The sequence below is a fragment of the Micromonospora sp. DT47 genome (genome assembly GCF_049844475.1).
In the GTDB taxonomy this organism is placed as follows: Bacteria; Actinomycetota; Actinomycetes; order Mycobacteriales; family Micromonosporaceae; genus Micromonospora.
Map to the genome: position 1 here is coordinate 36,044 of NZ_JBNCLC010000018.1, position 24,625 is coordinate 60,668.

A 24,625-nucleotide genomic window follows, 5' to 3' on the forward strand; every position below is an offset into this window, starting at 1 on the left:
CGAACCATGGAGAACCCGCTGACCCCCGAGGTCCTGGCCGATCCGGTGGGGCTGACCCGCGCCCTGGTCGACATAGAGTCCGTCTCCCTCGCCGAGAAGGCCATCGCCGACTGCGTCGAGGAGGTGCTGCGGGCCGTGCCGCACCTGACCACGTTCCGGCACGGGAACACCGTGATGGCCCGTACCGACCTTGGCCGGGCCCAGCGGGTGGTGCTCGCCGGCCACCTGGACACCGTGCCGCTGAACGACAACTTCCCGTCGACCATGCGCGGCGACCTGATGTACGGCTGCGGCACCTCCGACATGAAGTCCGGGGTGGCGTTCGCGCTGCACCTGGCGGTGACCCTGCCCGACCCGCGCTACGACGTGACGTACTTCTTCTACGAGGCCGAGGAGATCGAGTCGAAGTACAACGGGCTCACCCTGGTCTCCGAGGCGCACCCGGAGTGGCTGGAGGCCGACTTCGCGGTGCTGCTCGAACCGACGTACGGGATCGTCGAGGCCGGCTGCCAGGGCACCATGCGGGCGATCCTCACCACCCACGGCGAGCGGGCCCACGCGGCCCGGTCCTGGCACGGGGTGAACGCCATCCACGGCGCCGGTGAGGTGCTGCGCCGCCTGGGGGCGTACCAGGCGCGCCGGGTCACCATCGACGGCTGCGACTACCGCGAGGGGCTCAACGCGGTCCGGATCAACGGCGGGGTGGCCGGCAACGTCATCCCCGACCGCTGCGAGATCGAGATCAACTATCGGTACGCCCCGGACCGCGACCCGGAGGCGGCGGAGGCGCACCTGCGGGAGGTCTTCGACGGCTTCGAACTGCGGGTGACGGACGCGGCGGCGGGCGCGGCGCCGGGGCTGGACTCGCCCGCGGCGCAGGAGTTCCTCGCCGCGGTGGGCGCCGCGCCGATCGGCAAGCTGGGCTGGACGGACGTTGCCCGGTTCGCCGCGATGGGCATCCCGGCGCTGAACTTCGGACCTGGCGACCCCAACCTGGCCCACCACAAGGACGAGCACGTCGAACTGACCAAGATCCGCGACGGCGCCGCCACGCTCCACCGCTGGCTCTCCCCGCTCGACAGGCCCCTCGCCTGACGCCGCCGACGCCCCGGCCCCGCTGACCAGGAAGTCCGCCTCCCCGGCAGGCGTTTCCGGGAACGCGGACTTCCTGGTCGACGGCGTCCCGCCGGTCGGGCCGGCGGCGGCTCGGTGGGTCAGACGGTGGTCACGAGGGCGGTGTCGCTGGGCTCGGTGGGTTCGGCGGTGGGCTCCGCCGGGGACTCGAGTTGCCGGGCGCGGCGGCGCTCGGCCACCACGTCCCGGATCCGCCGCTGCATCTGCCGGCGAATCCGCATCCGCTCGTTGTTCATGATCACGCTTGCTCCTCCCCCGAAGGCACGCGCCGGGGCATACCCGGTATGTGAATAGTAAGACGTACGGGCGACCGAATTGGTTGCCCAAGATCGCAAACTTTCTCGCCGGCTCGTCGCGCAGCTCACTCCACGGGGGCCGCTCCACTACGGTTGCTTCCATGAGCCAGAGCAGTGGGCAGCCGCGGGGCCGCGATCCGGAGCGGCACCGGGGCGCCGTCACGCTGCGCCGCGGCGCGATCCCCACCAGCACCGCCGACCAGCGGCTCCTGGATTCGCGCGGGCGCGGCGACTGGAAGACCAAGGACGCCTGGCGCGCGCTGCGGATCCTCTCCGAGTTCGTCGAGGGCTTCGACACCCTCGCCGACCTGCCGCCCGCGGTCAGCGTCTTCGGCTCCGCCCGCAGCGCCCCGGGGAGTCCGGAGTGCCGGGTGGCCGAGGAGTTGGGCGCGGCCCTGGCCCGGGCCGGCTACGCGGTCATCACCGGCGGCGGGCCCGGCGTGATGGAGGCGGCCAACCGGGGCGTCAGCGAGGCCGGCGGGCTCTCCGTCGGGCTCGGCATCGAACTCCCGTTCGAGCAGGGCCTCAACGACTGGGTCGACCTGGCCATCGACTTCCGCTACTTCTTCGCCCGCAAGACCATGTTCGTCAAGTACGCCCAGGCGTTCGTGGTGCTGCCCGGGGGCTTCGGCACGATGGACGAGCTCTTCGAGGCGCTCACCCTGGTGCAGACCGGCAAGGTCACCCGGTTCCCGGTGGTGCTGATGGGCACCGCGTACTGGCGCGGGCTGCTCGACTGGCTGCGCGACACCATGGCCGCCGAAGGCAAGATCGGGCCGGTCGACCTGGAGTTGATCTGCCTCACCGACGACGTGAACGCCGCCGTCCGGCACATCGTCGAGGCCGAGGCGGCCCTGTCGGTCGAGCAGGAGGCGGTCCGCGAGGAGGCGGTCGCCCGGGCCGCCGCCGACCGGCAGGCCGCGGCCCGCCAGGGGAGCGACGCGTCCGGCGCGCCGCGCCGGGCCGGGGACGACGGCGGAAAGGGCTGAGCCGGTGGCGGCGATCTGCGTCTTCTGCGCCTCCTCCCGGACCCTCGACCGACGCTGGCTGGAGCTGGCCGCCGAAACCGGCGCGGAGCTGGCCAGACGCGGGCACACCCTGGTCAGCGGGGGCGGCTGCGTCGGCATGATGGGCGCCCTGGCCGACGGCGCGCGAGCCGCCGGCGGGCGCACCCTGGGAGTGATCCCGCAGGCGCTGGTCGACCTGGAGGTCGCCGACCTGTCCTCGGACGAGCTGCTGGTCACCGACACCATGGCCGCCCGCAAGACGCTGATGATCGACAAGTCGGACGCGTTCCTCACCCTGCCCGGCGGGCTGGGCACGCTGGACGAGCTCTTCGAGGTCTGGACCACCGCCACGCTGACCATGCACGCCAAGCCGATGGTGCTGGTCGACACGGACGGCTTCTACCGCCCGCTGCTCGACTGGCTCGGCACCCTCGCCGACCGGAGGTTCCTCAAGCCGGCCGGCCTCGACCTGCTCACCGTGGCCGACTCGGTCCCCGCCGCCCTGGACGTCCTGGAATCCCACCTCCTCTGACCCGCCCCCGGCTCTGATGATCATCGGGTTGGCGGCGAAGTCGATCTCTTTCGTTGCCGCCAACCTCATGATCAACCCGGGGGCGTGAGGTGGGGCGGGGTGGTGTGTGGTGGGGGTGTCGCACTGGCGTGGTGGGATGAGGCAGTGCAGAGCCGGGAGCGGGAAGAACGCTGAGCATGACGAATGGTGCGCTGGTGGTCCGGAGGCGTGACGCGGCGGCGGTGCGGTGAAAGCCAAGCTGCCCCTGTCCGAGCGCACATACACCTGCGCCAACTGCGGCCTGTCCCTGGACCGCGACCTCAACGCAGCGCGAAATCTCGAGCGACTCGCGCATGGGGTGAACACCGCCGGGAGTGGCCCGGTGGCTGGACGTGGAGCCGACTGTAAGACTCGCCCCGGCGGGCAGGTGGCTACGAAACGTCAACCCGGCACCGCCCGAGCGGACAAGACCGGGACCGTCCCCCCGCAAGGTGGGACATCCGCTCCGATGCTCTTGAGAGCATCATGAGAGGAAACGGGTACCGGCTGGTGCGCCGGCCTGCCGGACCGGTCCCGGATGACGGACGGTCCGCCGCGACGGTTCCGGGGGTCGGTCGGCCGGTCGGGCCCATCCAGGGGAGCGGCCGGCCGGGTCAGGGCACGGAGGGGAAGCCGCGGTCCGGGGTCCCGCTGACCGACCCGCGCCAGGCCGAGATCGTCGCGCACACCGGCGGGCCGATGCTGGTCGTCGGCGGTCCGGGCACCGGCAAGACCCGCACCCTGATCGAGGCGGTCGCCGCCCGGGTGGCCGAGGGGGTCGACCCGGAACGCGTCCTGGTTCTCACCTTCGGGCGGCGGCAGGCGACCGAGCTGCGCCACCGGATCGAGGCGCGGATCGCCGCCGACGGTCGCCGGGTGCTGCGCGAGCCGTTGGTGCGCACCTTCCCGGCGTACGCCTTCGGGCTACTCCGCCGCGCCGCCGCCGAGCGCGGCGAGCCGTCGCCCCGGCTGCTCACCGGCCCCGAGCAGGATCTGATCATCCGGGAGCTGCTCGACGTGGTGGGCGAGGAGCCCGGCGACGACCCGGTCGGCTGGCCGGAGGACCTCCGCCCCGCCCTGCGGACCAGGGCCTTCGCCGCCCAGCTGCGCGACCTGCTGATGCGCGCCGCCGAGCGCGGGGTGGGGCCGGTCGAGCTGGCCCGGCTCGGCGACAGGCTGGGCCGTGCCGACTGGCCGGCCGCCGCCCGCTTCCTCCGGGAGTACGTCGCCGTCCTCGCGCTGCGCGACGTCAGCAACCGGGGCTCCATCGCGTACGACCCGGCCGAGCTGGTCCGGGCCGCCACCGGGATGCTGCTGGACGACCCGGAGCTGCTGGCGGCCGAGCGCCGCCGGCTGGCCCACGTCTACGTCGACGAGCTGGCCGACACCGACCCCGCCCAGCAGGAGCTGCTCGCGGTGATCGCCGGCGGCGGCGCGTCCCTGGTCGCCTTCGCCGACCCGGACTCCTCCACGTACGCCTTCCGGGGCGCCGACCCGGCCGTGGTGAGCGGCTTCCCGCACCGGTTCCGGACGGCCTCCGGAGCGCCGGCCGCCCAGGTCGTGCTGACCACCTCGTACCGGGCCGGGGCGGGGCTGCTGGCGGCGACCGGCCGGTTGGCCCGGCGGCTGCGCGGCCCGGCGGCGCACCGGCAGCCGCGCCCGCTGCCCGACGCGCCACCGGGCACGGTGGAGGTCCGCACCTTCCGCTCCGCCACCAGCGAGGCCGCCTGGCTGGCCCACGCGCTGCGCTCCGCGCACCTGCTCGACGGCGTGCCGTGGTCGCGGATGGCGGTGCTGGTCCGCTCGACGCACCTGCACCTGCCGTCGCTGCGGCGCGCGCTGCACACCGCCGGGGTGCCGACCGTGGTGCACGGCGAGGACCTGCCGCTGCACCTGCAACCGGCGGTGGCGCCGCTGCTGCTCCTGCTGCGCTGCGCGCTGGAGCCCGAGCGGCTGGACGAGGAGGCCGCGGTCGCGCTGCTGCACTCCCCGCTGGGCGGCGCCGACCCGCTCGCCGAGCGGCGGCTGCGCCAGGGGCTGCGCGCCCTCGCGCTGGCCGGCGGCGACCGGCGCCCCTCCGGCGAGCTGATCGTGGAGGCGCTGCGCGACCCGGCCGAGCTGGCCGCGATCGACCGGCGCTGGGTCGAGCCGGCCCGGACGGTGGCCGAGCTGCTCGCCACCGCGCGGCAGGCGGCGACGGCCCCGGGCGCCACCGCTGAGGACGTGCTCTGGGCGGTGTGGAAGGCCAGCGGGCTCGCCGAGCGGTGGGCCGGCGCGATCACCCGGGGCCGGGCCGCCACGGGCGAGCACGAGACCGCGCAGCGCTGGCGGGCCGGGGCCGCCGACCGGGACCTCGACGCGGTCATGGTGCTCTTCGACGCGGCCGCCCGGTTCACCGACCGGCTGCCCGGCGCGCGGACCGAGGTCTTCCTCGACCACGTGCTCGGCCAGGACCTACCGGCGGACACCCTCGCCGCGAGCGCCGACCGGGGCGAGGCGGTACGCCTGCTCACCGCGCACGCCGCCAAGGGCCTGGAGTGGGACCTGGTCGCCGTCGCCGGTGTCCAGGAGGGCGTCTGGCCGGACCTGCGGCTGCGCGGCAGCCTGCTCGGCTCCGAACGGCTGGTCGACGTGCTGGCCGGCCGGGCCGACGGCACCGGCGTCCGGGCGAGCCTGGTCGGCCAGACCTCGGCGCTGCTGGACGAGGAGCGCCGGCTCTTCCACGTCGCGGTGACCCGGGCCCGGCGCCGGCTGCTGGTCACCGCGGTCGCCTCGGCGGCGGTCGGCGGCGACGACCACGAGGAGCAGCCGAGCCGTTTCCTGCACGAGCTGGGCGTCACCGAGCCCCGCACGCCCGGAGCGGGCGGCCCCACCGCCGGTCCCACGCCGGCCGGGCCGACCCGGACGGGGCAGGCCTCCGCCGGGCCCGGTCCGGCGGACCGGACCGCGGGCCGAGCCGGTGACGGCGCGACGTCAACCGGCGACGACGATGACGAGCCCGACCGGGCCGGGGAGCTGCCGGTCGGGCGGCCGCCCCGGGCACTCACCCTCTCCGCGCTGGTGGCGGAGCTGCGTACCGCGGTCACCGACCCGGCGGCGCCGGTCACCCGGCGGCGGGCGGCGGCGGCCGAGCTGGCCCGCCTCGCCGCCGCCGGCATCCCCGGCGCCCACCCGGACGACTGGTGGGGGCTGCGCGGCCTCTCCGACGACCGGCCGCTGGTCGACGAGGGCGATCCGGTCCGGGTCACCCCGTCGGCGATGGAGAGCGCGCTGCGGTGCAGCCTGCGCTGGCTGCTGGAACGGCACGGCGGCAGCGGCCCGGCCAGCGCCGCCCAGGGCGTCGGCAACCTGGTGCACGCCGCGGCGATGCTCGCCGAGGACGCCAGCGCCGACCGCACCGCCCTGCTGGAGTACGTCGCCGCCCGGTTCGACGCGATCGAGCTGGCCGCCCGCTGGATGGTCGGCCCGGAGCGGACCCGGGCCGAGGCCATGGTGGACAAGCTGCTGCGCTGGCTCGCCGGCAACCCGCGCCGGCTGCTCGCCATCGAGCACGAGTTCGCGGTCCGCCTCGACGACCCGCAGCGCCCGGTCGAGCTGACCGGCCGGGTGGACCGGCTGGAGGTCGACGCCGACGGCCGGCTCGTGGTGATCGACCTGAAGACCGGCAAGTCGACCGCGGTCACCGAGCGGGAGGTGGCCGAGCACCCGCAGCTCGGGGCGTACCAGGCGGCGGTCGAGGCGGGTGCGTTCGCCGAGTTCGGCGACGAGCCCGGCGGGGCGGCGCTGGTGCAGCTCGGCACCGGGGCGAAGGACGCCAAGGAGCAGACCCAGGCCGCGGCCGGCGAAGGGCCGGAGGCCGGCTGGGCCACCGCGCTGGTCCGGCGTACCGCCGATACGATGGCCGCCGCCACCTTCGCCGCGGTCGCCAACTCGAAGTGCCGGGTCTGCCCGGTGCGCACCAGCTGCCCGGTCTCCGGGCAGGGACGCCAGGTAGTCGAGCCGCCGGCCACTCGCCGTCCGGAGCAGCCGTGACCCAGCCGACCCTGTTCAGCACCGCCGCCCCGGCGCCCCGGGCCGCCGACGCCGGGCCCCGTTACGCCCCGGTCGAGCTGGCGAAGCTGCTGAAGCTGCCCGCCCCGACCCGGGAGCAGGCGGCGATCATCTCCGCGCCCGTCGAGCCGCTGCTGGTGGTCGCGGGCGCCGGGTCGGGCAAGACCGAGACGATGGCCGCCCGGGTGGTCTGGCTGGTCGCCAACTCGTACGTCCGGCCGGAGCAGATCCTCGGCCTCACCTTCACCCGCAAGGCGGCCGGCGAGCTGGCGCACCGGGTGCGTACCCGGCTGGACCAGCTGGTCCGGCGGCTGGGCCGGCGCGGGCGGGACCCGCTGGACAGCCCGCTCGACGGTGAGCCGACCGTCTCCACCTACCACTCGTACGCCGGCCGGATCGTCACCGAGCACGGGCTGCGCGCCGGCTACGAGCCCTCCACCCGGCTGCTCACCGAGGCATCCCGCTGGCAGCTGGTCGACCTGCTGGTGCGCAACTACGACGGCGACATGTCCGACGTCGATCGGATGCCCAGCACCATCACCGACGCCGTCCTCGCCCTCGCCGGCGAGCTGGACGAGCACCTGGTAGACCCGGACGAGCTGGCCGGCTGGACCGGCCGGTTCTTCGCCGAGGTGCAGTCCCGCCCCGGCCGGGTCTACGCCGACGTGCGCAGGGCGCTTCAGCTCCAGCAGACCCGGCTGAAGCTGCTCCCGCTGGTGCGGGCGTACGGCCGGCGCAAGGACGACTTCGAGGCGATGGACTTCGCCGACCAGCTGGCCCGGGCGGCCCGGGTGGCCCGCGACCACCCGGCCGTCGGCGCGATCGAGCGGGACCGCTTCCGGGTGGTCCTGCTGGACGAGTACCAGGACACCAGCCACGCCCAGGTGGTGCTGCTCAATGCGCTCTTCGGCGGCGGCCACCCGGTTACCGCGGTCGGCGACCCGTGCCAGTCCATCTACGGCTGGCGCGGCGCCAGCGCCGGCACCCTGGAACGCTTCCCCACCGAGTTCGCCCGCCCCGACGGCACGCCGGCCGAGGTGCTCAGCCTCACCACGAGCTGGCGCAACCGCCCGGAGATCCTCGGCGTGGCCAACGCGCTCTCGCTGCCGCTGCGCGCCGCCGGGGCCCGGGTGCCGGAGCTGCACGCGGCGATGAGCGTGAAGGAGCCGATCCCGCACCGCAGCCCCGGCGGTCAGGCCGCCGGCACCGTGCACTGCGCGCTGCTGGAGACGTACGCCGACGAGGCCGACTGGATCGCCGACAGCGTGCTGGCCGCCTGGCGGGGCGCGGCGCGGATGCCCGGCGCGCTGCCCGAGCACATCCCGGTGCCGCACCGCCCGACCACCGCCGTGCTGGTCCGGCTGCGCAGCCAGATCCCGGCGATCGAGGCGGCGCTGCGTGCCCGGGGCCTGCCGGTCGAGGTGGTCGGCCTGGGCGGCCTGCTGGACACCCCTGAGGTACGCGACGTGGTCTGCACCCTGCGGGTGCTCGCCGACCCGACCGACGGGGCGGCGCTGCTGCGGCTGCTCACCGGCGCACGCTGGCGGATCGGGCCGCGTGACCTGGTGGCGCTGCACCGGCGTGCCCGGGCCATCGCCCGGGCCCGCCGGGAGCTCACCGGCGACGACGACGGGCCGGAGATCACCGTGGACGTCCTGGACGAGGCGACGCTGGTCGAGGCGCTGGCCGACCTCGGGTCGGCGCAGGGGTACTCGGCCGAGGGGTACGCCCGGTTGCGCGCGTACGGGATGGAGCTGGCGCTGCTGCGCTACCGGCTGGACCAGGCGCTGCCGGAGCTGATAGCGGACATCGAGCGGACCATCGGCCTGGACGTGGAGGTGGCCGTGCGGGCCGGCCGGGACGGCGCCGGCGACGCCGGCCTGGCCCGCGGTCACCTGGATGCCCTCGGCGACGTGGCCGCCCGGTTCAGCGGCGAGACGCCCGGGGCGACCCTCGCCGGTTTCCTGGCCTTCCTGGCCGCCGCCGAGGACGAGGAGCGCGGGCTCACCCCGGGCGAGGTGGAGGTGGTGGAGGGCGCGGTGCAGGTGCTCACCGCGCACGCCGCCAAGGGCCTGGAATGGGACGTGGTGGCGGTCGCCGGGCTGACCCGGGGGGTCTGGCCGGGGCCGGTGCGCAACTCCGACCACTGGCTGGGCGGGCTCGGGGTGCTGCCGTTCCCGCTGCGCGGCGACGCCGACGGGCTGCCCGAGCTGGGCCTGGCCGGCGCGGAGGACCAGCGCGGGGTGGCCCGGGCGGTGGAGGACTTCACCGACGCCTGGCGGGCGCACGACGAGCGGGAGGAGCGCCGGCTGACGTACGTGGCGGTGACCCGACCCCGGCGGCTGCTGCTCTGCTCCGGCTACTGGTGGGGGGAGGGGACCAAGCGGTTCCGCGGCCCGTCGGTCTTCCTGCGCGAGGTGCACGACGCCTGCCTGGACGGCGCGGCCGGGCACCTGGTCGACGCGTGGGCGCCGGAGCCGCCCGGGGACGCGGTCAACCCGACCACCGAGACGGTGCTGAGGGCCGAGTGGCCGGCCGACCCGCTCGGCGCCCGCCGCCCGGCGCTGGCCGAGGCGGCCGCGCTGGTCCGCCGCTTCCTCGCCGACCCCGGCGCGGCCCGCCGGGAGCCGCCCGCCGACGGCCTCGGGACGGGGACGGCCGGCCGCGAGCCTGCCGGCGACGACGCCGGGCCGGCCGCCGAGGGCGCCGCCGACCCGCTCGCCGAGGACTCCGAGGTGGCGCGCTGGCGACGGGAGGCGGACCTGCTCCTCGCCGAGCGGGCCGAACTGCTCCGGCAGGCCGAGGCGGTGGAGGTGGCGCTGCCCGGGCACCTGTCGGTGACCCAGCTGGTGGCGCTGCGCCGCGACCCGGAGGCGCTGGCCCGTACGCTGCGCCGGCCGATGCCGACCGAGCCCAACCCGTACGCCCGCCGGGGCACCGCCTTCCACACCTGGCTGGAGCAGCGCTTCGGCGCCGACCGGCTGCTGGACGTGGACGAGCTGCCCGGCGCGGCCGACGCGGACGCCGCGCCGGACGAGGCGCTGACCGAGTTGCAGGAGCGCTTCCTGGCCAGCGAGTGGGCCGACCGGGTGCCGGTCGAGGTGGAGGTGCCGTTCGCCACAGTGATCGCTCAGGTGGTGGTCCGGGGCCGGATGGACGCCGCCTTCGCCCGACCCGGCGGCCGGTACGACGTGGTCGACTGGAAGACCGGCCGGCGACCGGCCGGGCGGGAGGCCGAGGCGGCCGCGGTGCAGCTGGCGGTCTACCGGCTGGCCTGGGCCGAGCTGGCCGGGGTGCCGGTGGACCGGGTCGGCGCCGCGTTCCACTACGTCCGGGAGGGCGTCACCGTCCGGCCGGCCGACCTCCTCGACGCCGACGGGCTCACCGCGCTGATCGCCGGGGTGCCGGAAACCGGCGGGACGGAATTCGCCATGGGGGGTGGCGCGCCGGGCAATGCGTGATACGGTTACGTCGTTGCAGTTTTGGTTTCCAGAGACTCTGTGTGCGCCTGGCGGATTGTAGCCCCAGGCGCTCTTTGTTGTGTCCGGAGTTCTCCGGGCGGGGCGACCAGCAGCGACAGGTGTACCGCGCACAAGCGTGCGGTGCACTCCCCTTCGGCCCGCAACACGTGCGGTCCGAACGTTCCGTCAAGGAGACGAAACAAATGGCTATTGGCACCGTCAAGTGGTTCAACGCTGACAAGGGCTTCGGCTTCATCACCCCGGACGGCGGCGGCGCCGACGTCTTCGCCCACTTCTCGGCGATCCAGTCCTCCGGCTACCGGAGCCTGGACGAGAACCAGCGGGTCGAGTTCGAGGTGACCCAGGGCCAGAAGGGCCCGCAGGCGGAGAACATCCGCCCGGTCTGATCTTCGGATCACCCAGTACCACCCACCGCGCCCTCCGGGCGTGGTGACGGGACCGGTCCGCCGCGCCGCCCCCCGCTCCGGCGGGACGCGGCGCGCTGCGGCGGACCGGCCCGTACCCCTTCGGTTCGTGCTTGTGAGTCCCGACGGACTGCTCCGTCGGTGACCGCGCCGCTTCCCGGCGCCCTCCCTCGACACGTGCCGCGTCGAGGAAGGCATTCCGCATGACCATGACCATTCCCACCTTCGCCGCCACCGGCCTGGCCCCGGCGCTGCTCGCGGAGCTGACCGCGCAGGGCATCACCGAGCCGTTCCCGATCCAGTCGGCGACCCTGCCGGACTCGCTCGCCGGCCGGGACGTACTCGGCCGGGGTCGTACCGGCTCGGGCAAGACGCTCGCCTTCGGGCTCCCGCTGCTGTCCCGTACCGCCGGCCGCCGGGCCCGCGCCGGCCGCCCGCTGGCGCTGGTGCTGGTGCCCACCCGGGAGCTGGCCCAGCAGGTCACCACCGCGCTCGCCCCGTACGCTCGCGCCCTCGGGCTGCGCTGCGCCACCGTCGTCGGCGGCCTGTCGTTGCAGCGGCAGGCGGACGCGCTGCGTGCCGGCGCCGAGGTGGTCGTGGCCACCCCCGGCCGGCTGAACGACCTGGTCAACCGGGGTGACGCCCGGCTCGGCGAGGTCGCCATCACCGTGCTCGACGAGGCCGACCAGATGGCCGACATGGGCTTCCTGCCGCAGGTCACCAAGCTGCTGGAGCAGGTCGCCCCGGACGGCCAGCGGATGCTCTTCTCCGCCACCCTGGACGGCGGCGTGGACCGGCTGGTCCGCCGCTTCCTGAGCAGCCCGGTCTCACACTCGGTGGACCCGGGCACCGCCACGGTGACCGAGATGACCCACCACGTGCTGCACGTCGACGCGGTGGACAAGCCCGACGCGCTGGCCCGGATCGCCGCCCGCGAGGGCCGCACCATCCTGTTCATGGGGACGAAGCACCGCGCCGACCGGCTGGCCCGGCAGCTGCTCTCCAGGGGCGTACGCGCTGCGGCGCTGCACGGCGGCAAGTCGCAGCCGCAGCGCACCCGGATCCTGGAGCAGTTCCGCACCGGCCAGGTGACCGCCCTGGTCGCCACCGACGTGGCGGCCCGGGGCATCCACGTGGACGGCCTCGACATGGTGGTCAACGTGGACCCGCCGACCGAGGCCAAGGACTACCTGCACCGGGGTGGTCGTACCGCCCGGGCGGGGGAGTCCGGCACCGTGGTCACCCTGGTCCTGCCCGAGCAGCGCCGGGACGTCTCCCGGCTGATGAGCGTGGCCGGCATCAAGCCGCAGTCCACCCAGGTGCGCCTCGGCGACGAGGCGCTGGCCCGGGTAACCGGCGCCCGCGAGCCGTCCGGCGTGCCGGTGACCATCGTCGCCCCGCAGCCGGCGCCGGCCGCGCGTCCGCGTACCGGTGGTGGGGGCGGGGAGGGCACGCGCGCCGCGCACCGCACCTCGGGCCGCTCCCGCCGTCCGCGCCGCCCGCGTACCGCCTGACCCCCTCCTCATCCCGGCGCTGCGGCGCCCGGGCGATGATCGACATGAAGTCGACCTTGCGGGGCCGGTCGGGCACCGTACGTGATCATGGCCGGGATCGAGTCGGCTTGCCGACTCGATTGCGTCCGATCGGCGACTGTCCCGTGGCGGCGCCTGGTCGAAGCTTGCCCTGGGGGATGAACCCGGCCCTGGTCGGCCGGGCACGGGAGGGGTGACCATGGCGGGCGACGCCGGTTCGGGGGCGTTGCGCGAGCTGCTGGTGGTGTTCGCGGTGGCGGGCGCGGGGCTGGTGCTCGCCATGGTCGCGGCCTTCGCCCCCTGGCACCCCGTCCCCGGTGCCCCGGCACCCGCCGGGCTGGTGGACCTCCGTACGCCAGCGGGCACGGACACCGTCGCCCACCTCGTCTCGACCGGCTGACGTCCCACCAGGGCGATCACACCGTCCACCGCGAGCCACACGTCGCGCAGCCCGCTGGCCACCCCGTGGTAGCCGGCCGGTGCAGGTCGAGCAGGATGCCCTGGAGGAAGCTCAGCGGGATGCCCTGGGCCTCGGCCAGGGCCGCCGCCTTGACCAGTGCGGCACCGTCGCCGTCGGGCCCGCCGTCACCGCCGGCCGAGGCGGCGACGGCGAGCATGGCCCGCAGGGCGTAGTCGCTGCGCGCGGAGACGTACACGGCGTCAGTTGCCGGCCTGGTCGAGCACGCCCCAGCGGCGCCGGATCGCCTTGTCCGCCACCCCGAACGCGGCGTCCACCAGCAGGCCGACCATCAGGATGACGATCATCGTGGAGAGCAGCCAGGGCGCGTCGGAGAGCTCCCGCGAGTACGTCAGCTGCGCGCCCAGCGAGGTCTGCGAGATGCCGACCACGATGAGTTCGCCGGCCATCAGGCTGCGCCAGGAGAACGCCCAGCCCTGTTTCAACCCGGCGACGATGGCGGGCAGCGCGGCGGGCGCGATGACGTACCGGTAGAGGTCGAGCCCGCGCGCGCCGAGGTTGCGGCCGGCCCGCACCAGCAGCGGCGGCACGTAGTCCACGCCGGCGATCACCCCGTTGGCGATGGACGGCGCGGCGCCGAGGACCACCACGAAGAAGATCGCCTTCTCGCTCAGCTCGAACAGCAGGATGGCGAGCGGGAACCAGGCGATCGACGGCATCGTCTGCAGTGCGGTGATCATCGAGCCGATGGCCGCCCGGAGCACCCGGGACCGGGCCACCGCGAGGCCGACCAGCAGCCCGACGGCGACCGAGAAGACGTACCCGACGGCGGCCCGGCGCAGGGTGGTGGCGAGGCCTTCCCAGAGCTGGGCGCCGCCGACCTGCCGGAGCAGTTCCTCGCCGACGGTGACCGGGCCGGGCAGCGAGTACGGCGGCTTCCAGCCGCTCCAGACCACGAGCTGCCAGAGCCCGATGGCGATGGCCAACGCGGCGAGCTTGGGCCAGGTGGCGGCCCAGAGCCGGGCGCCACGGGAGGTCTCCCGCTCCCGGCCGGCGATCGCCAGCGCGTCCAGCCCGGAGATCTCCGCGTCGGTGCGCAGCGCGGTGGATGGCGTGTCACCGGCCATGGCGGCCCACCTCCGAACGGAGCCGGTCGGTGACCTCGGCGGCGATGGATGCGATCTCGGGCGAGTCGATCCGTCGCGGCCGGGGCACGTCCACCCGGGTGGACCAGATGATCCGGCCGGGCCGGCTGCTGAGCAGGATGATCCGGTCGGCGAGCCGGGCCGCCTCCCGGACGTTGTGGGTCACGAAGAGCACGGTGAGCCGCCGCTCGGACCAGATGCGTTCCAGCTCGTCGTGGAGGATGTCCCGGGTCATCGCGTCGAGCGCGCCGAACGGCTCGTCCATCAGCAGCAACGGGGTGTCCAGGGCGAGGGTACGGGCCAGCGCGACCCGCTGCCGCATCCCGCCGGAGAGCTCGTGCGGGCGCCTGCGACTGAAGTCGGCCAGGTGCACCGTGTGCAGCAGTTCGGCCACCCGCTCCCGGCGCTCGGCCCGGGGCAGCCCGCGCAGCTTCAGCGGCACCTCGACGTTGCCCTCGACGGTCAGCCACGGGAAGAGCGCCGGCTCCTGGAACATCAACCCGGGATCGACCCCGTCGCCGAGGCCGATCTGCCCGCCGCTGGGCCGGTCCAGGCCGGCGATCAGGTTCAGCAGGGTGCTCTTGCCGCAGCCGGAGGCGCCGACCAGGCAGACGAACTCGCCGGGTTCGACGTCGAGGGAGACCCCGTCCAGGGCGAGGACGGCGTTCGCCCCGCGCCCGTACACCTTGGTCACGCCGGAGAGCGCGACCGCACCGGTCGCGCTCCGCGGCGTCGTCGTGGTCGACGTCATGGTTGGGTGACCTCGGCCTTGCCCTGACCCTTCAGCACCTCGTTGAGGTACGTCAGGTCGTAGAGACCGTCGAGGCTGACCGGCTGGGTCAGCTCCACCGCGACCGCGTGGTCGAGCCCGGTCTTCAGCGAGGACGCGATCGGGTCGTTGGTGAACTCCAGCGTCGGCCAGGCCTGCTTGATCAGCTTGACGTCCAGCGGCTTGCCGGTGATCTTGCCGATGTGGTCGGAGATGGCCTGCTGGGACTCGTCCGGTGTGGTCTTGACGAACTCGTTCGCGGCGACCTGCCCCTCGACCAGCTTCTTCACCACGTCGGGGTGGGCTTTGAGGAACCTGGTGCTGACGATCAGGTTGGTGATCACGAACTTCCGGTCCGGCCAGAGGTCGCGCTCGTCGACGAGCACCTTGCCGCCGGCGTTGACCAGCCGGGAGACGAACGGCTCCGGCACCCAGGCGCCGTCGATCGCGCCGCCGGTGAAGGTCTCCACCGTCTGGGCGTTCTCCTGCGGGACGACCTTGACGTCGCCGCCGCCCTCCTTGGTGGTCTTCAGGCCCTTCTCCCTGAGCCAGTACCGCAGCGCCACATCCTGGGTGTTGCCGAGCTGCGGGGTGGCGATCTTCTTGCCGCGCAGCTGCTCCACCGAGGTGATCTCCGGCTTGACGACCAGCGCGACGCCGCCGGAGGCGGCGCCGGAGATGACCCGGACGGCCTCGCCCTTGGACTTGGAGAAGGCGTTCACGGTCGGGTTTGGACCGATGTACGTCGCGTCGAGCGCGCCGGAGAAGACCGCCTCGATGGCGGCCGGGCCGGCGTTGAAGGTCTTGGTCTCCAGCTTGACGCCGGTGCCGAGCTTCTGCGTGAAGATGCCCTTCTCGACGCCGACCACCGCTGGCGCGTGGGTGATGTTGGGGAAGTAGCCCAGCCGGAGGGTGACCGGGCCGGAGCCGCCGGCCACGCTGTCGTCGTCGTCGCCGCACGCCGCGGCGGTCCCCGCCGTCGCTACGCCGATGACGGCGAGGGTGGCGAGGGAGACCAACCGACGGAAGGGGAGCCGTCTCATCATCATCCAATCCACAGTATTCCTACTTGGTTGGTAGGAAGACTGGGGCAGTGGCCGGGCTGCGTCAAGACCGGTCCACGATCCGGGACGGGGCGAAAACCTCGCGGGCGCACGCTGGCCTGCCCGCACTGTCGATACTCCGGGCACCGCGACCTCGTCGCGGCTGCCAACATCGCCACCCGCACCCCGGGTGGTGGACCTACCGCCGACGCAGCCGTCCCTGTGCAAAACGGTGGGGAGTCGCTCGCCACCCGGCGGGGATCTACCGAACTCACCGGTAAGCCGGTGCACGTTGGTAGACGCCGCACTAGGGTCGATCACGTGCCGACGCGGAGAGCGAGAATTCCAGCGACGAAATATCCGGTCGAGCGGTTCCGCCTCGACAACGGCCTGCGGGTGGTCCTCACCCCGGACCGCAGCGCACCGGTGATCGGGGTCGCGGTCGTCTACGACGTCGGCATCCGGTCCGAGCCGGAGGGGCGCACCGGCTTCGCCCACCTCTTCGAGCACCTGATGTTCCAGGGCTCGGAGAACCTGGAGAAGCTGGCCCACTTCCGGCACGTGCAGGGCGCCGGTGGCACCTTCAACGGCTCCACCCACCTGGACTACACCGACTACTTCGAGACGCTGCCGAGCAACGCGCTGGAACGGGCGCTCTTCCTGGAGGCCGACCGGATGCGCGGTCCCCGGCTGACCGAGGAGAACCTGCGCAACCAGGTCGACGTGGTGAAGGAGGAGATCCGGGTCAACGTGCTCAACCGGCCGTACGGCGGGTTCCCCTGGCTGACCCTGCCGCCGGTGATGTTCGACACCTTCCCCAACGCGCACGACGGCTACGGCTCCTTCGTCGACCTGGAGTCGGCCACCGTCGCCGACGCCGCCGACTTCTTCCGTCGCTACTACGCCAGCGGCAACGCGGTCCTCGCCGTCAGCGGGGACATCGACGTGGCCGAGGCGACCACGCTGATCGAGCGGCACTTCGGCGACGTGCCGGCCCGGCCCGCCCCGGAGCGCCCCGACTTCGCCGAGCCCGACCTGACCGCCGAGCGGCGCGCCACGTACACCGACAAGCTCGCCCCGCTGCCCGCGGTGGCCGGGGCCTGGCGGGTGCCCGACCCGATCGGCGACTTCGCCGGCTACCTCCCGTACGTGGTGCTGGCCGAGGTGCTCACCGACGGCGACGCCTCCCGGCTGGTCGAGCGGCTGGTCCAGCGGGACCGCAGCGTCACCGGCCTCGGCGGCTACCTCGGCTTCATGGGCGACCCGTTCGACGTGCGCGACCCCACCGCGCTGCTGCTCCAGGCACACCTGCCTCCGGGCGGTGACGTCGACAAGGTGCTGTGCACCATCGACGAGGAGCTGGACCGGCTGGCCACCGACGGGCTGACCGAGGGCGAGCTGGCCCGTACCCAGGCCCGGATGGCCACCCACCTGCTGCGGGACACCGACGCGGTGCTCGGCCGGGCGCTGCGGATGGCGGTCCTGGAACAGCAGCGCGGCGAACCGGGCCTGCTCAACGAGCTGCCCCGACTGGTCGGCGAGGTCACCGACGAGCAGGTCCGGGCCGCAGCGGCCACCCTGCGGCCGGAGCGCCGCGCGTGCGTCGAGGTCGTCGCCGGAGGTGCCCGGTGACCACGACCGCCCCCGCCGCGCCGCGCGCCCTGCCGGCGCTCGGCCCGACCCGCAAGCTCAAGCTGCCGAAGCAGGCCGAGCGGACGCTGGCCAACGGGCTCACCGTGATCGCGGTACGCCGGCCCGCCGTCCCCCTGATCGAGCTGCGGCTCTGGATGCCGTTCGGCCGCACCCAGCTGGCCCGCAGCGCGATGCTCGCGCAGACCATGCTCTCCGGCACCCCGACCATGTCGGCGGTCCAGATCGCCGCCGAGCTGCAGCGGGTCGGCGGCGGACTCGCCGCCGGAATCGACCCGGACCGGCTGATGCTCTCCGGCGCCGGGCTGGTCACCGGCCTGGACCGGACGCTGGAGATCCTGGCCGAGGTGCTGACCGGCGCGACCTACCCGAACCAGGAAGTCGGCACCGAGCGGGACCGGCTGGTCGACCGGATCCAGGTGGCGCAGAGCCAGCCGGCCCACCTGGCCCGTACCGCCCTGCTCAAGCGGATCTACGGCCGGCACCCGTACGCGGTGCAGACCCCCGAGCCCGACCAGGTCAGGGCGGTCCGCCCGGCGGCGCTGCGCAAGCTGCACGCCGAGCGGGTGCACCCGGCCGAGGCGGTGCTCGTGCTGGTCGGCGACGTGCAGCCGGATCGGGCGCTGGACGCCGCCGAGGCGGCGCTCTCGGCGTGGGACGGCGGGGGACGCAGCGTCGGCCTGCCCCCGGCGCCGGCGCTGGAGCCGGGCCCGCTGCTCCTGGTCGACCGGCCCGGCTCGGTGCAGTCCTCGCTGCGGATCGCGCTGCCCGCGGTGCCCCGCACCCACCCCGACCACGCCGCGCTGCAACTGGCCAACCTGGTCTTCGGCGGCTACTTCTCGTCCCGCTGGACGGAGAACATCCGCGAGGACAAGGGCTACACGTACGGCCCGCACTCGGCGGTCGAGCACTCGGTGGCCGGTTCGGTGCTGATCGCGTCAGCCGAGGTGGCCACCGAGGTGACCGGCCCGGCGCTGCTGGAGACCACGTACGAGCTGGGCCGGCTGGCCTCGCTGCCGCCCAAGCCGGACGAGTTGGAGCAGGCCCGCCAGTACGCCCTCGGCACGCTCCAGCTCGGCATGTCCACCCAGTCCGGCCTGGCCTCGCTGACCAGCGCGTACGCCGGCAACGGGCTGCGGCTGGACTTCCTCGCCGAGCACGCCGCCCGGCTGGCGGCGGCGACCGTCGACGACGTCGCCGCGGCGGCCGCCCGTTACCTGGCGCCGGCGCACGCGGTCACCGTCGTGCTGGGCGACGCCGAACGGGTCGCGGCGCCGCTGGCCGCGCTCACCTCGGTCCGGGTGGAGTCGGCGTGAGCGGTCAGCCCGGTCCGGGTGGAGCCGGCGTGAGCGGCGAACCGGCCCCACCGCTGGCCCGGTCCACGCTGGACCGGGCGGCGCACCGGCGTACCGACCGGGAGTGGCTGGCGCAGGCGTGGCGGCGGGCCCGGGTGCTGGTGCTCGACTCGACCCGGGAGGGGCGGGCGCTGGTCCGTACCGACGCCAACCCGCCGGCGCTGGTGCTGCGCGACGCCGTGGAGGTGGGGTCGACCGGGGAGTCGGTGCCGCTCTTCCTCGGGGTGGAGCCGGACGGCGTGCCGGTCTTCGCCGTCGACGCGCCGCTGCCCGAGCTCCCCGGCACCCGGCCGGTGAACCTGCGGGAGATCGGTCACCTGCTCGGCGACCGGGACGCGGGTCTGTTCACCACCGCGCTGGCGCTGGTCAACTGGCACTTCGGGCACGGCTGGTCGCCGCGGACCGGGCACCGGACCGAGATCGACGAGGGTGGCTGGTCGCGGGTGGACGCCGAGGGCCAGCGGGCCTGGCCGCGCACCGATCCGGCGATGATCGTCCTGGTGCACGACGGGGTGGGCGGCCTGGACGGGCGGTGCCTGCTCGGCAACAACGCCACCTGGCCGCACACCCCGGGCGAGCGCCGCTTCTCCTGCCTCGCCGGCTATGTCGAGCCGGGGGAGTCGGCGGAGGCCGCCGTGCTGCGCGAGGTCCGCGAGGAGGTCGGGGTCGCGGTCGAGCGGATCGCGTACGCGGGCAGCCAGGCCTGGCCGTTCCCGGGCTCGCTGATGCTGGGCTTCCTGGCCGAGGCGGACCCGGGCGAGCCGATCCACGTGGATCCGCTGGAGATCGCGTACGCCCGGTGGTTCTCCCGCCGGGAAATCGGCGCGGTGCTGGGCGGGCGGGCGGTGGACGCCGGGGACGGTGCCCGGGTGATCCTGCCGCCGCCCTCGTCGATCGCGCTCTTCCTGATCCACCGCTGGCTCGACGGCCACTGCTGACCGCCTCGGCGCGGCTCCGGGAGCCGGCGGGGCCGCCATGGCGTACCCCGGACGCGGTCCCGGCCCGGGCCGTCGTTGCCGCGACGGTCACGGGCCGGGAACACGGACCGTCGTGGGCGGGCGGGGCGAGGAACGCGGCGGGGGAGCCGGTCCGACCACGACGGACGTCTGGGACGCTCAGGTCCAGGGGTAGTCCCACCTCTCGTGGTGCCCGGACTCGTCGAGCGGCAGGACCTTGACCCGTTGTCGGCCGGAGCGGACCGCGCCCACCGTGGCGAGCGCCCGGGCCAGCAGCAGCGCGGCGTCCCGGTCCTCGGCGTGCACGATCTGGCGTCGCGGTTCGGGGGTGGTCGTCTCGTCGCGCAGCCGGCCTCCGCCGGCCCAGGCGGCCAGGATGTCGTTGTCGGCGGCGGCACGGATGTCGGTACGAACGATCAGGAAACGCATGGCTGTCTCCGGATGGACCGCGACGGACGAGTACGCAGTGGAACTTCCACGTCACTGAAACGTCATGTTACGCCCGTCGGTGGTCCCAGCAAGTGAAACGCGACGATCGGTCCGGTACTCGACCGATCGGATGATGCCTGGTCAGGACGGTCGTGGCCGGGAGACGACGCGGGGCCGCCGGCGTCACGCCGACGGCCCCGATCCGGTCACCGGATCAGTTCAATCGAACTGTCCGTTCTTCGCCCCGCCGATGAATCCGAGCCAGCCGGCCCGGTTGAACAACAGCACCGGACCGCTCGGGTCCTTGCTGTCCCGGAGCGCGACCGCGGCCGGGCCGGCACCCAGCGGCGCCATCTCGACGCAGTTCGAGGTCTGGCTGCGGGTGCTCTTGCGCCAGGGCGCGTGGGTCAACTGGCGGGCGGGGACGGTGTTGCGGATCTCGTTCATGGCTTCTGCTCCTGGTCCTGGTCTGCTCCGATGGGGACGAGTGACGGTTGCCCGGTCCCGACGGCGGGCCCGGCGTGGATCACCGTTCCGTCAGGCGCCCGGAGTGCCGGCGGCGCTGGGCCGGCGCCGCTGCCGGACCGGCGGCCGCCGTGGACGGGGCTGCCGTGTCGGTCAGCCGTCCCGTCGCCGTGAAGAGCCAGGTAAGGGTGTCCGATGCGGATAGCGCCGCCGAGCATAGCCACTCGAAAGCCACTTTATAGCGATTTACGGTGTTTGCCTCGGTGGACATGGCGTCGATGAAGCCGCCTTCGATCGCCAGCGTCTCCGGATCCTGCGGGTCGGCGAACCGGTAGAGCGAGAAGGCGGTCGGCGGCAGGTAGAACTCGCCGATCCGGGTGTCCCGCAGCAGCAGGTGCAGCGTGACGTTGGGCAGCATGGCCAGCTCGCAGAGCTGGACCAGCTGCTCGTGGAGCACCTCCGGCGGGCCGGCGCGGTGGCCGAGCGCCGCCTCCTCCAGCACCGCCGTGTAGCGGGGGCCGTCGGCGCGGTCCAGCAGCGGCTGACGGGCCAGCCGGGCCTGCACCTCGGTCTCCGGGTCCTCGGCGCCGTCCGGCTCGCCGGCCGCGTCGGCCGCCCGGTTGGCCGACATGATCCGCAGTCGCGCGTAGCCCGAGGTCTGCAGCAGCCCCGGCACCAGCACCGGGTTGTATTCGCGGATCTCCGCGCAGCCCGCCTCCAGTTCCGCCCAGCCGAGCTGCTGCTGCGTCATCACCGGGTACGACCGGCGCCACGCGCGCATGTCGCCGGCCTCCTCGGTGATGCCGAGCAGCTCCGCGCGCAACTCCTCCTCGGCGCCGTAGAGCTCCAGCAGCACTCGCACGTCGTCCGGGTCGGGTCGGCTGCGCCCGTTCTCCAGCCGGGACAATTTCGATGCCGACGCCCAGCCGATCCGTTCGATGACCTGGTCGCCGGTGAGGCCCGCCGATTCGCGCAGGCGGCGCAGCTCGGTGCCCAGCCTGCGGCGACGCAGGATCGGGCTCGGTACGGCAGGAGGCACGATGTCCTCATTTCCGTCGACCGCCGCGGACGCGACGGTAACTGTATGGAGTTCACCCCCCACGGTCAGTATGGACGGCGCGGCCGGCGTCGGTGGTTCCGGCGAGGGCGTGTCTTGCGACAAAAAGAGGACTGTGGAAGGTGTCATCGGCCCCGGACGACGGAGTCCCGGCCGGACACGCCGCCGTGGTCGGACTGCTCCGGGTGTCCGGGCACGAGCCGGCGGCGGCCACCCTGCGCTGGCCGGCCAGGCTGCGCCACCTGGTCGGGGTGGTCACCACGCCGCCGGGGCCTGGCTCTGGCGCGGCAGCCAGCCGAGGGTGGGGCCGGGTACGGAAAAGGAGCGGTCGCCCCGGTGGGGCGGCCGCTCCTCGACTCCGCTGCGGGTCAGCCGGCGGTGGTGGCCAGGTGCTGCTTGACCTGGGTGATCGACGGGTTGGTCAGGGCGCTCCCGTCGGCGAAGCGCAGCGTCGGGACGGTCTGGTTGCCGCCGTTGACGCTCATCACGAACTCCGCGGCCTTCGGGTCCTGCTCGATGTCGACCACCTCATACCCGATGCCCTCCCGGTCCAGCTGCGACTTCAGCCGGTGGCAGTAGCCGCACCACGGGGTGGAATACATCGTCAACATGGTCGGGTCCTCCATAGGGTCGCTGCGCCGGGTCCGATCAGGCCAGGCTAACCGCTGCAACATCAGCCGGAGCTGAGATGATTCCTCGCTGTGGTGGTTCACTCAACGGCGGAACTCGTGCTCGCCGGACTGGATCCGGAGCAGCGGTCGGCGGTGACCGCCCCGGCCGGCCCGGTCTGCATCCTGGCCGGCGCCGGCACCGGCAAGACCCGCGCGGTGACCTCCCGGATCGCCCACCGCTCGCTCTCCGGGGAGATCTCCGCCCGGCATGTGCTGGCGGTCACCTTCACCGCCCGGGCCGCCGCCGAGATGAGGGCCCGGCTCACCGCGCTCGGCGTCACCGGGGTGCAGGCGCGCACCTTCCACGCCGCGGCGCTGCGTCAGGTGCGCTACTTCGCGCCCCGGCTGCTGGACGGGCGCGCCATGCCCGAGCTGCTGGACAGCAAGGTCCGGGTGGTCACCCTCGCCGCTGCCAAGGTGGGCCTGCGGACCGACCGGGCCGCCGCGCGCGACCTGGCCGGCGAGATCGAGTGGGCCAAGTCGTCGCTGGTCGAGCCGGGGGAATACGTGGTCGCCGCGGCCAAGGCGCTGCGCGAGACACCGCACGAGCCGGCGAAGGTCGCCGACGTCTTCGCCGCGTACGAGCGGCTCAAGCGCGCCAACGGGGTGATCGACTTCGAGGACATGCTGCGCGCCGCGGTCTGGGGGATCGAGGAGCACCGGGACGTCGCCGAGCAGGTCCGCGGCCAGTACCGGCACCTCGTCGTCGACGAGTACCAGGACGTCAACCCGTTGCAGCAGCGGTTGCTGGATGCGTGGCTGGGCGGCCGGGACGACCTCACCGTGGTCGGCGACGCCAGCCAGACCATCTACTCGTTCACCGGGGCTACCTCGTCGTACCTGGTCGACTTCCCGCGCCGGTACCGGGGCGCGACGGTGGTCCGGCTGGTCCGCGACTACCGCTCCACCCCACAGGTGGTCGGGCTGGCCAACGCGGTGATCGCACAGGCCCGGGGCGCCGAGGCCCGGCTGCGGCTGGAGCTGCACGGGCAGCGCCCGCCCGGCCCCGAGCCGGAGCTGCGGATCTTCACCGACGAACCGGCCGAGGCCGCCGCCGTCGCAGCCCGCTGCCGGACGCTGGTCGACGGGGGCACCCCGGCGAAGGAGATCGCCGTGCTGTTCCGGACCAACGCGCAGTCCGAGGCGTACGAGAAGGCGCTCACCGAGGCCGGCGTGCCGTACGTGGTGCAGGGCGCGGAGCGGTTCTTCGAGCGGGTCGAGGTGCGCCAGGCGATGATCGCGCTGCGGGCCGCCACCCGCTCGATCCCGGGGGAGACCCCGCTGCCGACCGCCGTGGTCGAGGCGCTCGCTGCGGTCGCCTGGGCCCCGGACGCCGCTCCGGCCGGCGGCGCCGCGCGGGAGCGCTGGGAGGCGCTCGCCGCGCTGGTCCAGCTCGCCGAGGAGTACGCGGCCACGCCGGAGGTGCTGCCGATCGGTGAGGCCGCGGCGGTGGAGCGCCCGGTGACGCTGACCGACTTCAACGAGGAGCTGGCCCGCCGCGCCGCCCAGCAGCACGTGCCGACGGTCGACGGGGTGACCCTGGCGTCGCTGCACTCGGCGAAGGGGCTGGAGTGGGACGCGGTCTTCCTGGTCGGGCTCTCCGAGGGCACCCTGCCCACCTCGTACGCCCGCACCCCGGAGCAGGTGGAGGAGGAACGCCGGCTGCTCTACGTCGGGGTCACCCGGGCCCGCGAGTGGCTCTGGCTGTCGTACGCCTCGGCCCGGTCGCCGGGCGGTCGGGCCCGGCGGCCGTCCCGTTTCCTGCCGCAGCTGGACCGCTCCGGCGGCGGCGAGCGGGCCGGCGGGAGCGCGGCGACCCGGCGTGGCGACGTCGAACGGCGGCGTAACCAGGTGGTCTCCTGCCGGATCTGCGGCGCCACCCTGCTCGCCGGCCCGGACCGCAAGCTCGGCCGCTGCCCGACCTGTCCCTCCGACATCGACGAGGATCTGTACGAGCGACTGCGTGACTGGCGGGCCCGGGTGGCCGGCGCGCAGAAGGTACCGGCCTATGTGGTCTTCACCGATGCCACCCTGACCGCGCTGGCCGAGCGACGTCCCGGGCGGGCCGAGGAGTTGATCGCGATCGCCGGGATCGGGCCCCGGAAGCTCGGCCTCTACGGGGAGGCGGTGCTGGCGCTGGTGGACGGTGCGGCGGTGGACGACATCGGCCCGGAGAAAACTTTCGAAATCTCGTCGTAAATTCGTTTGCCCT

22 protein-coding genes are annotated in these 24,625 nt (G+C 74.2%); 13 read left to right on the plus strand and 9 right to left on the minus strand.

Going from position 1 to position 24,625, the window contains the following annotated elements; translation table 11 throughout:
- The first annotated feature begins 6 nt into the window (after window positions 1–6).
- Complete coding sequence (gene dapE / locus ACLQ2U_RS23565) at window positions 7–1,095, plus strand: succinyl-diaminopimelate desuccinylase (protein ID WP_425752912.1); 1,089 nt, start codon at window positions 7–9, stop codon at window positions 1,093–1,095.
- A gap of 119 nt (window positions 1,096–1,214) precedes the next feature.
- On the opposite strand, the gene ACLQ2U_RS23570 is transcribed toward dapE, so the two are convergent.
- Entirely contained in the window at window positions 1,215–1,376 is a 162-nt protein-coding gene (locus ACLQ2U_RS23570; protein WP_425753001.1) for a hypothetical protein, read from the minus strand.
- 155 nt (window positions 1,377–1,531) lie between these two features.
- Here ACLQ2U_RS23570 and ACLQ2U_RS23575 point away from each other — a divergent pair, with 155 nt between their 5' ends.
- The 8 genes from ACLQ2U_RS23575 to ACLQ2U_RS23610 all read left to right on the plus strand — a co-directional run bounded on the left by ACLQ2U_RS23575 (window position 1,532) and on the right by ACLQ2U_RS23610 (window position 12,855).
- Entirely contained in the window at window positions 1,532–2,419 is an 888-nt protein-coding gene (locus tag ACLQ2U_RS23575; protein ID WP_425752913.1) for a TIGR00730 family Rossman fold protein, read from the plus strand.
- Window positions 2,420–2,423: 4 nt separating this feature from the next.
- Window positions 2,424–2,969, plus strand: coding sequence for a TIGR00730 family Rossman fold protein (locus ACLQ2U_RS23580; protein WP_425752914.1), 546 nt, complete (start codon window positions 2,424–2,426; stop codon window positions 2,967–2,969).
- A gap of 226 nt (window positions 2,970–3,195) precedes the next feature.
- Window positions 3,196–3,477 (plus strand): zinc ribbon domain-containing protein, encoded by a 282-nt coding sequence (locus tag ACLQ2U_RS23585; protein ID WP_425752915.1) that lies wholly within the window; start codon window positions 3,196–3,198, stop codon window positions 3,475–3,477.
- Window positions 3,474–7,019 (plus strand): ATP-dependent helicase, encoded by a 3,546-nt coding sequence (locus ACLQ2U_RS23590; protein WP_425752916.1) that lies wholly within the window; start codon window positions 3,474–3,476, stop codon window positions 7,017–7,019. The genes ACLQ2U_RS23585 and ACLQ2U_RS23590 overlap by 4 nt, the downstream gene beginning before the upstream one ends.
- Window positions 7,016–10,498, plus strand: coding sequence for an ATP-dependent helicase (locus ACLQ2U_RS23595; protein ID WP_425752917.1), 3,483 nt, complete (start codon window positions 7,016–7,018; stop codon window positions 10,496–10,498). Before ACLQ2U_RS23590 ends, ACLQ2U_RS23595 begins: the two co-directional genes overlap by 4 nt.
- Before the next feature lie 203 nt (window positions 10,499–10,701).
- Window positions 10,702–10,905, plus strand: a complete 204-nt coding sequence (cspE, locus tag ACLQ2U_RS23600; protein WP_425752918.1) for a transcription antiterminator/RNA stability regulator CspE — start codon at window positions 10,702–10,704, stop codon at window positions 10,903–10,905.
- Between the two features lie 221 nt (window positions 10,906–11,126).
- Window positions 11,127–12,437, plus strand: a complete 1,311-nt coding sequence (locus tag ACLQ2U_RS23605; RefSeq protein ID WP_425752919.1) for a DEAD/DEAH box helicase — start codon at window positions 11,127–11,129, stop codon at window positions 12,435–12,437.
- Between the two features lie 217 nt (window positions 12,438–12,654).
- Window positions 12,655–12,855, plus strand: coding sequence for a hypothetical protein (locus ACLQ2U_RS23610; protein WP_425752920.1), 201 nt, complete (start codon window positions 12,655–12,657; stop codon window positions 12,853–12,855).
- Between the two features lie 16 nt (window positions 12,856–12,871).
- On the opposite strand, the gene ACLQ2U_RS23615 is transcribed toward ACLQ2U_RS23610, so the two are convergent.
- The 4 genes from ACLQ2U_RS23615 to ACLQ2U_RS23630 are packed head-to-tail and all read right to left on the minus strand — an operon-like array spanning window position 12,872 to window position 15,830.
- Complete coding sequence (locus ACLQ2U_RS23615) at window positions 12,872–13,111, minus strand: hypothetical protein (RefSeq protein ID WP_425752921.1); 240 nt, start codon at window positions 13,109–13,111, stop codon at window positions 12,872–12,874.
- A gap of 4 nt (window positions 13,112–13,115) precedes the next feature.
- A complete protein-coding gene (locus tag ACLQ2U_RS23620; RefSeq protein ID WP_425752922.1) occupies window positions 13,116–14,000 on the minus strand; it encodes an ABC transporter permease in 885 nt (294 codons plus the stop codon).
- Window positions 13,990–14,769 (minus strand): ABC transporter ATP-binding protein, encoded by a 780-nt coding sequence (locus ACLQ2U_RS23625; protein WP_425752923.1) that lies wholly within the window; start codon window positions 14,767–14,769, stop codon window positions 13,990–13,992. The genes ACLQ2U_RS23620 and ACLQ2U_RS23625 overlap by 11 nt, the downstream gene beginning before the upstream one ends.
- On the minus strand, window positions 14,766–15,830 hold the full coding sequence (locus ACLQ2U_RS23630) for an ABC transporter substrate-binding protein (protein WP_425752992.1): 1,065 nt from the start codon (window positions 15,828–15,830) through the stop codon (window positions 14,766–14,768). The genes ACLQ2U_RS23625 and ACLQ2U_RS23630 overlap by 4 nt, the downstream gene beginning before the upstream one ends.
- A gap of 321 nt (window positions 15,831–16,151) precedes the next feature.
- On the opposite strand from ACLQ2U_RS23630, the gene ACLQ2U_RS23635 reads away from it, so the two are divergent.
- Genes ACLQ2U_RS23635 through nudC form a run of 3 tightly spaced genes read left to right on the plus strand, consistent with a single transcriptional unit; the run spans window position 16,152 to window position 19,773 of the window.
- Window positions 16,152–17,462 carry a M16 family metallopeptidase gene (locus ACLQ2U_RS23635; RefSeq protein WP_425752924.1) on the plus strand — a complete coding sequence of 437 codons (1,311 nt, stop codon included), beginning with the start codon at window positions 16,152–16,154 and terminating at the stop codon, window positions 17,460–17,462.
- The gene (locus tag ACLQ2U_RS23640; RefSeq protein WP_425752925.1) at window positions 17,459–18,796 is read left to right on the plus strand and encodes a M16 family metallopeptidase; all 1,338 of its coding nucleotides are present in this window, start codon (window positions 17,459–17,461) and stop codon (window positions 18,794–18,796) included. Before ACLQ2U_RS23635 ends, ACLQ2U_RS23640 begins: the two co-directional genes overlap by 4 nt.
- A 29-nt stretch (window positions 18,797–18,825) precedes the next feature.
- The gene (gene nudC, locus ACLQ2U_RS23645) at window positions 18,826–19,773 is read left to right on the plus strand and encodes an NAD(+) diphosphatase (protein ID WP_425752926.1); all 948 of its coding nucleotides are present in this window, start codon (window positions 18,826–18,828) and stop codon (window positions 19,771–19,773) included.
- Between the two features lie 177 nt (window positions 19,774–19,950).
- Here nudC and ACLQ2U_RS23650 read toward each other — a convergent pair whose 3' ends face one another.
- From ACLQ2U_RS23650 to ACLQ2U_RS23665, 4 genes are all read right to left on the minus strand, one after another.
- Window positions 19,951–20,220 carry a hypothetical protein gene (locus ACLQ2U_RS23650; RefSeq protein WP_425752927.1) on the minus strand — a complete coding sequence of 90 codons (270 nt, stop codon included), beginning with the start codon at window positions 20,218–20,220 and terminating at the stop codon, window positions 19,951–19,953.
- A gap of 219 nt (window positions 20,221–20,439) precedes the next feature.
- Window positions 20,440–20,667, minus strand: a complete 228-nt coding sequence (locus tag ACLQ2U_RS23655) for a DUF397 domain-containing protein (RefSeq protein WP_425752928.1) — start codon at window positions 20,665–20,667, stop codon at window positions 20,440–20,442.
- A 79-nt stretch (window positions 20,668–20,746) separates the two neighbouring features.
- A complete protein-coding gene (locus tag ACLQ2U_RS23660) occupies window positions 20,747–21,724 on the minus strand; it encodes a helix-turn-helix domain-containing protein (protein WP_425752929.1) in 978 nt (325 codons plus the stop codon).
- A gap of 386 nt (window positions 21,725–22,110) precedes the next feature.
- Window positions 22,111–22,353, minus strand: coding sequence for a mycoredoxin (locus ACLQ2U_RS23665; RefSeq protein ID WP_425752930.1), 243 nt, complete (start codon window positions 22,351–22,353; stop codon window positions 22,111–22,113).
- Between the two features lie 90 nt (window positions 22,354–22,443).
- On the opposite strand from ACLQ2U_RS23665, the gene ACLQ2U_RS23670 reads away from it, so the two are divergent.
- The gene (locus tag ACLQ2U_RS23670) at window positions 22,444–24,612 is read left to right on the plus strand and encodes an ATP-dependent DNA helicase UvrD2 (protein ID WP_425752931.1); all 2,169 of its coding nucleotides are present in this window, start codon (window positions 22,444–22,446) and stop codon (window positions 24,610–24,612) included.
- Window positions 24,613–24,625: the final 13 nt, after the last annotated feature.